Annotated in this window: 10 protein-coding genes and 1 pseudogene; 6 read left to right on the top strand and 5 right to left on the bottom strand. The window is 71.3% G+C overall.

The window, feature by feature from the left end; genetic code table 11:
- Nucleotides 1–107: 107 nt before the first annotated feature.
- Nucleotides 108–905 carry a polysaccharide deacetylase family protein gene (locus ACFWY6_RS09705; protein ID WP_384687690.1) on the bottom strand — a complete coding sequence of 266 codons (798 nt, stop codon included), beginning with the start codon at nucleotides 903–905 and terminating at the stop codon, nucleotides 108–110.
- Nucleotides 906–1,027: 122 nt separating this feature from the next.
- On the opposite strand from ACFWY6_RS09705, the gene ACFWY6_RS09700 reads away from it, so the two are divergent.
- The 5 genes and pseudogenes from ACFWY6_RS09700 (at nucleotide 1,028) to ACFWY6_RS09680 (ending at nucleotide 5,349) form a co-directional block, all read left to right on the top strand.
- The gene (locus ACFWY6_RS09700) at nucleotides 1,028–1,627 is read left to right on the top strand and encodes a histidine phosphatase family protein (RefSeq protein ID WP_266871861.1); all 600 of its coding nucleotides are present in this window, start codon (nucleotides 1,028–1,030) and stop codon (nucleotides 1,625–1,627) included.
- 71 nt (nucleotides 1,628–1,698) lie between these two features.
- Complete coding sequence (locus ACFWY6_RS09695; RefSeq protein ID WP_384687669.1) at nucleotides 1,699–2,610, top strand: TIGR03619 family F420-dependent LLM class oxidoreductase; 912 nt, start codon at nucleotides 1,699–1,701, stop codon at nucleotides 2,608–2,610.
- A gap of 67 nt (nucleotides 2,611–2,677) precedes the next feature.
- Nucleotides 2,678–3,307, top strand: coding sequence for a hypothetical protein (locus ACFWY6_RS09690; protein WP_384687668.1), 630 nt, complete (start codon nucleotides 2,678–2,680; stop codon nucleotides 3,305–3,307).
- 177 nt (nucleotides 3,308–3,484) lie between these two features.
- Nucleotides 3,485–4,315 (top strand): annotated as a pseudogene (locus ACFWY6_RS09685) (MFS transporter); the annotation flags it as partial.
- A gap of 101 nt (nucleotides 4,316–4,416) precedes the next feature.
- Nucleotides 4,417–5,349, top strand: coding sequence for a hypothetical protein (locus tag ACFWY6_RS09680; RefSeq protein WP_384687667.1), 933 nt, complete (start codon nucleotides 4,417–4,419; stop codon nucleotides 5,347–5,349).
- Here ACFWY6_RS09680 and ACFWY6_RS09675 read toward each other — a convergent pair.
- Complete coding sequence (locus tag ACFWY6_RS09675; RefSeq protein ID WP_384687666.1) at nucleotides 5,324–6,736, bottom strand: MATE family efflux transporter; 1,413 nt, start codon at nucleotides 6,734–6,736, stop codon at nucleotides 5,324–5,326. The two genes, ACFWY6_RS09680 and ACFWY6_RS09675, sit on opposite strands and share 26 nt — an antisense overlap.
- A gap of 98 nt (nucleotides 6,737–6,834) precedes the next feature.
- Here ACFWY6_RS09675 and ACFWY6_RS09670 point away from each other — a divergent pair, with 98 nt between their 5' ends.
- Nucleotides 6,835–7,359 (top strand): PadR family transcriptional regulator, encoded by a 525-nt coding sequence (locus ACFWY6_RS09670; RefSeq protein ID WP_384687665.1) that lies wholly within the window; start codon nucleotides 6,835–6,837, stop codon nucleotides 7,357–7,359.
- A 30-nt stretch (nucleotides 7,360–7,389) separates the two neighbouring features.
- Here the strand turns inward: ACFWY6_RS09670 and ACFWY6_RS09665 are convergent, their stop codons facing one another.
- The 3 genes from ACFWY6_RS09665 to ACFWY6_RS09655 are packed head-to-tail and all read right to left on the bottom strand — an operon-like array spanning nucleotide 7,390 to nucleotide 8,896.
- A complete protein-coding gene (locus ACFWY6_RS09665) occupies nucleotides 7,390–8,499 on the bottom strand; it encodes a hypothetical protein (RefSeq protein ID WP_384687664.1) in 1,110 nt (369 codons plus the stop codon).
- Nucleotides 8,496–8,675: a hypothetical protein gene (locus tag ACFWY6_RS09660; RefSeq protein WP_384687663.1), complete on the bottom strand. Its 180-nt coding sequence runs from the start codon at nucleotides 8,673–8,675 to the stop codon at nucleotides 8,496–8,498. Before ACFWY6_RS09660 ends, ACFWY6_RS09665 begins: the two co-directional genes overlap by 4 nt.
- Nucleotides 8,675–8,896: a hypothetical protein gene (locus ACFWY6_RS09655; protein WP_384687662.1), complete on the bottom strand. Its 222-nt coding sequence runs from the start codon at nucleotides 8,894–8,896 to the stop codon at nucleotides 8,675–8,677. Before ACFWY6_RS09655 ends, ACFWY6_RS09660 begins: the two co-directional genes overlap by 1 nt.
- Nucleotides 8,897–9,077: the final 181 nt, after the last annotated feature.

Here is a 9,077-nt window from a genome sequence, read left to right as displayed (position 1 = left end):
CCGGGCCCCCCTCCCGGGGCGCCCTTTGGTTGCCCCCCGGGGGGGGGGGGGGGGGGGCGCCCCGCGGCGCGCGGGGGGCCGCCACCCACCGACAGAATTGCCCTGACTTACGGGGCGTTCCAATAGGCCCGCCCCGGCTGGGTCTTGTCGGGAGCGAACAGCTGGGAGACCGTCACCGGTGTCAGCCCTCGTTTCCGCAGTCCGTCGATGATGCCGGGCACGGCGGGCACGGTCCCCGGGTAGATGTCATGGAGCAGGATGATTCCGTCGCGGGCCGCGCCGGCCAGGACTCGCCGCTGGATGAGCTCGGGGTCGTGGTCACGGTAGTCCTTGGCCGTCACCGTCCACAGAATCTGCGCGAGCCCCAGCTCGCGGCTGGCCTTGGCCACCCGCTGGTCGGTTCGCCCCTGCGGCGGGCGCATCAGCGTCGGAGTGCGGCCGGTGAGGTGTTTGATCTGCCTTTGCACGAGGGAGAGCTGACGGCGGATCTCCTTGTCCGAAACCTCCGTCAGGCGTGGATGACTCCAACTGTGATTGGCGAGCTCATGCCCCTCCGCTGCTTCTCGGCGCACGAGTTGGGGGTAACGGGTCACACCCTTCTTGCCGAGGAGGAAGAAGGTGGCATTCACCCGCTTGGCCTTCAAGATGTCCAGCAGACGGGCTGTGTAGGGGCCCGGCCCGGCATCGAAGGTCAACGCCACGCAGCTGGCCCTGCGGCAGTCCACCGGACGGGGCTTGGACCACGACGGACCGGGCGCCGGCTTCGGATTCCGTGCTGCTGCTGCGACCGGAGAAGGGGCGGCTGCCTTGTCTGCGGCCGTATCGCGTTGTTCTGCCCCGCCAAAGGCGGCCAGAACAGTGATCGCGACAATGGTGACGGCCGTGCTCTTCAAACGGTGGGACATGGTCACGGAAGACCTCTACCAGGCCGCCAGAACGCCACCCGCCTTCGACACAGCATTAGGATCAGGAGCCATGATCACCGAAGCGCGTGTTCCCGGCACTCTGGTTCAGGAAGGTCCGCGCCATGGGTGATCTGCTGCTCGTCCGGCACGGCGAGACCCAGTGGGCCCTGACCGGGCAGCACACCAGCTGGACGGACATCCCGCTCACGGAGAACGGCCGGGAGCAGGCGCGGGGGCTCGCGCCGCTGATCGGGACGTACCGGATCGGGGCGGCGTTCACGAGCCCCCGGGAGCGGGCCCGGGACACGGCGGCGCTCGCGGGGTTCGGCGACGCGCGGGTCGATGCCGATCTGAGCGAGTGGGACTACGGGGCGTACGAGGGCGTGACGACGGTGGAGATCCACCGTGACCGCCCCGACTGGTACCTGTTCACGGACGGCGTCGCCCCCGGGCCCCCGGAGCATCCCGGGGAGAGCCCGGAGCAGGTCGGGGAGCGGGCGGACCGGATGCTCGCCAAGGTGGACGCGGCGCTGGCCGAGAACGAGGGCAGCGTGGTGCTGTTCGCGCACTCGCACTTTCTGCGGGTGCTTGCCGCGCGGCGCCTCGGGCTTCCCGTCTCCGGCGGGGCGCTGTTCCAACTCGCGACGGGGACGGTGAGCCGCCTCAGTACGGAGCACGGGCGTCCGGTGGTGGCGGGCTGGAACCTGCGGCCGAGTTCATAGCCCCTCTGGCGGTTGAGGGCGGACTCGGACTCAGTCGACACGCAACGTCAAGATCATCGAGACTGGTCCGCATGCGATACGGCGTAAATCTCCTCAACTTCGGCTCCGGCACCACCCCGGAGACCCTCACCCGCCAGGCCACCGACGCGCGCGACCTCGGCTACACCTTCGCGATGATCTCCGATCACATAGCCGTCACCCCGGACGTGCACGGCGTCTACCCCGCCCCGTTCTACGACCAGTTCCTCCTCGCCGCCCACCTCGCGGGCCGCGTACCGGGGCTGCGGCTCGGCACCACCATCACCGTGATCCCCTACCGGCACCCGCTCCAGACGGCCCGCCTCGCCGCCAACATCGACCGGCTCAACGGCGACGCCGGCTTCATCCTCGGCGCCGGCGTCGGCTGGTCCGCCGCCGAGTACGAGACGCTCGGCATCCCCTTCCGCGAGCGCGGCGCCATCACCGACGAGTACCTCGCCGCGATCCGCGCCGCGTGGACCGAGGAGACGACGTCCTTCCAGGGGCGGTACGTCTCCTACGAAGGCGTCCACACCGCCCCCGCCCCGGCGGCGGCGCAGCTGCCCGTCTGGGTCGGCGGCAACTCCCCCGCGGCCCAGCGCCGCGCCGCCCGACTCGGCGAGGGCTGGCACCCGTTCATGCCGACGCTCGAAGCGCTGCGTGCCGCGCTGCCGCTGATCGCGCGCGAGGCCGAAGCCGCGGGACGGCCCGCCCCCGCCCTGGTCCCGCGGCTCCAGCTCCGGCTCGCCCCGCAGCCGGACACGGCCGGGCGTCCCCTCGGGCACGGCAGTGTCGACCAGCTCCGCGGCGACCTGGAGGTCCTCGCCGAACTGGGCGCCACGGACGTCCTCCTGGACACCTACCCCGGCACTCCGGGCGAGCGAGGCACCGCCGAGGACGACCGTCGCGTACTCGAACTGGTCGCGGAGAAGGTCGTCGACCTCGCCACGGGGGACGTTCGCTGACGCCGTTGTCAGTGGCGCGAGGCACCATCGGGACCAGGAGCAGAAGAACCTGGGAAGAGGTGGACTCATGGCGAAGCCGCCGACGGCCGCTCAGCGCCGCATCATCGAGGCCGCGGACCCCGCGACCGGACGGCTGACCGGGAGCGAGGCGCAGCTGGCCGCACTCGTGCGCCACCGCCTCGCCTTCCGGCACCCCCGGCCGCCGCACGCCTTCTTCCTTACGCCTGCGGGGCATCGGATACGGGAGGAGACGCCGGGTGGCGAGGCCGCCACCCCGGAGGCACCGACCGCCGCCCCCTCCGGCCTCTTCGCCGCCCGCACCGGCACCGAGCCCGCACCCCCGCCGGGCGCGACCGGCCCCGCCCGCGCCCGCGACGTACGCAGCGCGTGGGAAGGCCTCCTCGAAATGCGCCGCATGACCAACCCGGACGGCGCGCGGGACCGCCCCTGCGCCTGGGAGCGGACGCACCTCGTCCAGGCCGCGGCCCTGGCCCTGGAGGCGGCGGGCTGCCCGCCGGGACCCGAGGGCTACGGGGTGGGCGAGACCCCGCAGCCGGAGGCCGTCGCGGTGCGCGATGTGTCGGCCGATGGCCTGCGGGCGTGCGCGGCGGCCCTGGAGTCGGCGGGCTGGCAGGTCAGCGAGCACACCGAGCGTCCGCGAGCCGGCCACTATCTGCTGGCCTCGCCGCGCAGGTGACCCGCGCGAGCACTTCGGGACGCCGCCCGACGCCCCGAGCCTGCTCGGCCGCCGCCCCCAAGTCCGCCGCAAGCCCGCCCCAGGAGGTGCCCCGTGCCGGACAGCGACGGCGCGGTGGCCCGCAAGCCGTAGCCACACGCAGTCGCAGCGGCCGGGGTCAGGCGTCGACCAGGCCCCGCCGCTCGTCGTACGCCGCCCGCGACTTCCGCCGAGCACGGAACGTCCGCCACCCTCGGCCTCGCCGCGCTCTCCCTCGCCCTGTACGCCGCCTTCGCCGTCCGCCAGGCCCGCGCCGCCCGCCCCCTGCTGCGGCTGCGCGTCTTCCGCTCCCGGTCGCTGACCGGCGCCAACGCGGTGCAGATCGCGATGATCGCCGGGATGTACGGCTTCCAGTACATCGGCGCCCTCTACTTCCAACGCGTCCTCGGTTACGGCGAGTTGAAGACGGGCTTCGCCTTCCTCCCCGCCCCCGTCGTCATCGGCGTACTGATGCTGAGCGTCTCCGCGAGGCTGATCGGCCGGTTCGGCCCCTACCGTCCGCTGCTCGCGGGGCTCACCCTCATCACGGCCGGTCTCGCCCTGCTCGGCCGGCTGCCCGCCGACGGTTCATACGTCACCGACGTCCTTCCCCCGATGATTCTGCTCGGCGCGGGATTCGCCGCCGCGATGCCCGCCGTGACCGGGCTCGCGATGTCCGGGATGCGCGAGGAGGACGCGGGGCTCGCATCGGGTCTCTTCAACACCACGCAGGTGGTGGGCGGTTCGCTGGGCCTCGCCGTCCTTACAACACTGGCCGCGAGCCGCACGGAGGGGCTGCTCGCCGACGGCGGGCGCACCCTGGCCGCCACGGCCGACGGCTACCGGCTCGCCTTCTGGGTCGCCACCGGGATCGCGGCGCTCGGCCTCGCCGTCGCCGCGACGGTCCTGCGGCCGGGGCGCCGCCCCGCCGTCACCGTCGAGCCGGCACCCGGGCTCCGCGAGCCCGCCGCCGCGCGAACCACCCGTTAGACCAGTTCAGGTAGGTCACTTGCCTCACGGCGGCCGGGCCACTACGGTCCGGCCAGCCGTGAATCTACGCGCGTCGCACGTCGAGTGAGAGGCCCCTGACCATGCGTAAGTCCGTCTTGACCGCAATGACCGCCCTCGGTGCCGGAGTTGCCGTTTTCCTGACCCCCGGCCTGTCCCCGGCCAAGCCGAAGGCGGCCGCCGACTGGCAGCAGGTCGGGCACGACCTGCAGTCCGGCATCAGCGGTCTCGCCGTCGCCTCCCGCTCGGGTGACACGTTCCGCGCCCTCGTCGTACGCGACAACAAGAAGCCGGGCCAGAATCGCATCGCCCAGGTCACCTACGGGCCGGGGCAGACCCCCGATACCGCGCCGCTCACCTGGCAGGGCGGCGCCGAGCCGATCGACCTGGAGGCGCTCGACCGGGTGCCGGGCACCTCGGACGAGTACGTGGCGGTCGCGAGCCGCGGCCTCGCCTACCACCTGAAGCTGACCGACTCCGGCGAGGCGGTGGAGGTCCTCGACATCTCGCCGCTCCCCGCGATCGGCAACGGCGACGACTTCGAGAGCTTCACGCTGACCTCGCAGAAGGGAAAGCTGGCCGCGGTCTGGGCCGACCGGGGCGCGGGCGACCGTCCGGCCACGCTGTACGCGGCGCCGTTCTCGATCAACCGCTACGGCGAGTCCAAGTTCGGCGCGGTGTCGAAGACGGAGTTCCGCACGTCCTACCCGGGCGGCGACGTCCGGCACGCCTCGGACATCGACGTGACCAAGTCGGGGCGCGTCCTCATCAGTTCGGCTTCGGACGCCGGTGACGACGGCCCCTTCGACTCGGCCGTGAGCGACGCGGGCAGGCTCGCCGTCAATGACGCAGGCAAGTGGCGCCTGACGCTCGCCAAGTCGCGCGATGTCCTGCGGAAGTTCAAGGGCCACAAGATCGAGGCCCTGCACTGCCTCCCCGGCTCGGACCTCGCAGCCCTCGGCACGGACGACGAGAACGCGGGCGGTTCGGTCACCACCGCCCGCTTCTGCGCCTGACCCCGGAGCGGAGCCGTCGAGGCCCGCCGCCTCCCCCCTTGAGCTCCTGAACTCGCCCCGTACGCCGGTACATGCGGGCGACCCCCGTGCACTGCAGGGCCATGGACACCGCCATGGCCAGACAGACACCCGGCAGGCCGAGGCCCAACAGGGCGTAGGCCAGGGCAAGTTGGAGCACGACGCCGCACGCGGTGATGCGGGCGAGGGCCGGGCTCGAACCGCTGCCCTCGAAGACCCCGCCCAGCGCGATGAAGCAGGCGAGCAGCACCAAGTACGGCCCCAGGCACCGCAGATAGAGCGCCCCCGCGTCGGCCACCTCTCCCCCGGCGCCGAAGCCCCGCATGATCCAGGGGCCCGCGGCGAGCAGCACCAGCGCGGCGACCAGCCCCAGCGCCCCCGCGACGAGCAGCGCCTGGCGCCCCACGGCGCGGCGCGCGTCGCTCCCCGCGCCGAGCAGATGGGCGGTGTGGATCGCGGCGGCCTGGCGCACGGAGTAGAAGGCCATGGTCGCCAGGTACATCGCCTTGGTCGCGATGCCGTACCCGGCGACCTCCTCGACGCCCAGCCTGGCGACGACCGCGACGAGCGCGAGCGCCCCCGTCATTCGTACGACGAAGTCTGCCGACATCGGGAGGCCGGTCGCGGCCGTTCCGCGTGCGTCGGCGATGAGGCGCTTTGCTGGATTGGCGGTTTTGTACCTGCGGGCCGGTGGGGGCTTGTCGCGCAGTTCCCCGCGCCCCTTGAGGGGCGCGACACCGCCCCGCAGTGCCAGGATCCCGCACACCAGTGCCACCGCCCGTCCTGCGACCGTGGCGATCGCCGCGCCGCGTACGCCGAGTCCGCAGCCCAGGATGAGCAGCGGGTCCAGTACGAGGATCAGGCCGTTGGCCAGCAGGGCGAGCCGCATCGGCGTGCGGGTGTCGCCCGCGCCCTTGAGGATGCCGTCGACGACGTTGGTGGCGAAGTAGACCGCCATGCCGGGCAGCGCGATCGCGAAGTAGTCCGTCGCGAGGGGCAGGGCGTCGCCTCCTGCGCCGAGGACCAGGCGGGCCAGCGGCTCCCGGCAGAGGTAGCCGCCGACGGCGACCACGGGAGTGATCAGTGCCCACAGCACCCAGCCGCCGCGCACCGCTGACCGGATCGCCGCCGGGTCCCCCGCTCCCCTGGCACGGGCCACCAGCACGGTCGTGCCGGACCCGGCCATGAGGATGACGCCGAGCAGCACGTTCTCGACGTTCGTGGCGACGGCCACCGCGGCGACAGCGTCACCGCCGAGCCTGGCCACCCAGACCATGTTGATGATCCCGGCCGTGACCCCCGCGAGGAGCTCGAAGTAGACCGGGTACGCGAGTGACACCAGCCGGCGCCGGTGGTCGGTCGGGCCCATGACACATCCCCCTCTTTCCGCTGTACCTCGATTCGAGGTACAGCGGAAAGAGATAGCATCACCGCACGGGATGAACAAGTGACGGGAAGGGGCGATGCATGCTGGAGCTGTCGATCCTGGGCTTCCTGAGCGAGGAGGCCCTGCACGGCTACGAACTCAAGTCCCGCATCCAGGGCTTGAGCGGCCATATCCGCCCGGTCAGCGACGGCGCGCTCTATCCGGCGATCACCCGGCTCGTGAAGGCGGGCCTCGTCGAGCAGCACACCGAGCCCGGCAAGAGCGCCGCACCCCGCCGGATCCTCTCCCTCACCGAGGCCGGCCGCACCGAACTGCTCGCCCGTCTAAGGGATCCCAAGGACGCCGACATCACCGACGGGCAGCGGTTCTTCACGCTGCTCGCCTTCCTGCGTCACCTTCCCGACCCCGCCGAGCAGGCCGCGGTGCTCCGCCGCCGCCAGGCCTTCCTGGACGCTCCGGCGAGCTTCTTCTACCGCGACGGGAAACCGGTGAAGGCGGAGGAGGCACCCGACCTCTTCCGCCAGGGCATGCTCAGGATCGCCCGCGCGACGGGCACGGAGGAGAAGAAGTGGCTGGCCGAGGCCATCAGCGCCTTGGAAGGGTGAGCGCGGCACGCCACTGTTTCCGTCCACCCCTCACAGGTCGTCGGCGCCCGGCGGAAGGTAACGAGTCCTGAGGAAGTCTTCGAGGCAGAGGGCCGCGAACGACGTCGAGACATACTTCCAGCGTTCCTCGCGCCCCGGCCCGAAGTCACTGATCCCCCGGAAGATCAGCCAGGGGAGCCCCTCCGCGGCCTGGGAGAATCCGTACGACTCCATGTCGCCGGCGCAGATGGTGTTGTCGACCTCCCGCAGGCCGGGCAGCAACTCCCCGTCCCTCAGGACCTCTTCGCCCGATGCGATGGTGACGCCGGTGGTGTGCACATCGGGAATGCGGGCCGCCGAGAAGGTCTCAGGGACTTCGGCGGGAGACAGACCGCGGACGAACTCCCGTACTCTGCTCGCGTAGTCGGTCCTTGCGGGGTTGTAGTAGTGGAGCCCATGGCCGTAATCGCTGCGCCCCTGCCCGTGCTTCGGCCGTGGCTGGAAGATCTTCCCGGGGAGACGTCGACCGGGTGGGAAGTAGTAGACGCGGTCGCAGGCCACCACGTCCCCGATCCGCACCGCTTCCGGCACCCCGCAGGCGGTGCCGAGCAGGCCGATCAACTCTGGCTCGTAGAGCTTGAGAAGAGCGTCGACGGACTTCACCATCTGTACGTTCCCACTCCTGCCCGCCGAGGTGACGACGACGGAGAGCGGCTCCTCGGGGCGGTATCGGTTCGGCACACGGGTCGGAAAGAAGCGCTGGTCGCCCACGAAGGCGTCCCTGTTGAAGTCGTCCTGGGTCATGCCGAAGGTGCCGAGTGCCGCGTCGAGTTCCTCGATGATGACGACCACCACGGCGACGTCGACGGGCTCGGGCTCGGGCGGCGGAGGTGGCATGACGGGTCCCCTCCAGGGGGCCGTCGGATGGGGCGGGAGGAAGGATTCGACGACCATCCGGTCGAGATCCTGGCGCACCTCGACGGGGAGGTCCAGGGCCTTGCGCGCATAGTCGGCGATCAGCATGTTGCGTTTGATGTGGCCGAGTTCATCCGCATTGTGCTGACCCAGCGCCCATTCACGCCGTCGGTTGTGCAGCAGGTACACCAGTGTCAGGCAGGCCTCTTCCACCGATTGCGCCCGCACGCCACCACCGGCGTTCATACCCCGCCCCTGGTGGCCCGTATCCGGTAGAGAGGGCGGACGGGCAGGCCGTCGAGGTCCGTCTCGTCGGAGAAGTCGAGGATGGGAATGTAGGCCACCGGCTGGATCTCCCGGTTCAGGAGAAGCGAGAGCATCGCGCGGGCGGTGTGGCCGGATGCCCGGAACTCGTCAAGCATCACCACTTTGCTTCTGCTGTCCCGATCCTGGTGTCGAGGCCCGCATCCCTGCGGGCGGCCAGGAACGACAGGAGTTGCTGCAGCGCCACCACGTCGAAGGACGTCGCCGAGGCCAGATCGAGGAGCACCGGGCCCGAGGGCTGCGGATGGGCCGAGGCGTCCGCAAGCACCTTGTCCACCTGGGCCGTCGACACCCGCCCGGCGACGCGCAGCCGCCGCATCGATTCCGCTGAAGGTGAGCCACGCAATCGCATTCGGCCTCCCGAAGAGGGTGACGTCGAATGTTCCCCCTACTGGGGCAAGAAGGAAACTGTAGCGGGAAGTGGGTCCAACTGACCCTGTTCCGGCGGCACTTGACGGTGCCATATCGCAGTGGAGTCCGGTGAGGTCGCGGGCGGGGAC

The organism is Streptomyces sp. NPDC059037 (assembly GCF_042740015.1).
Lineage (GTDB): Bacteria > Actinomycetota > Actinomycetes > Streptomycetales > Streptomycetaceae > Streptomyces.
The sequence above is the reverse complement of the archived record's forward strand: the minus strand, read 5'-3'. Positions and strand labels throughout refer to the sequence as shown.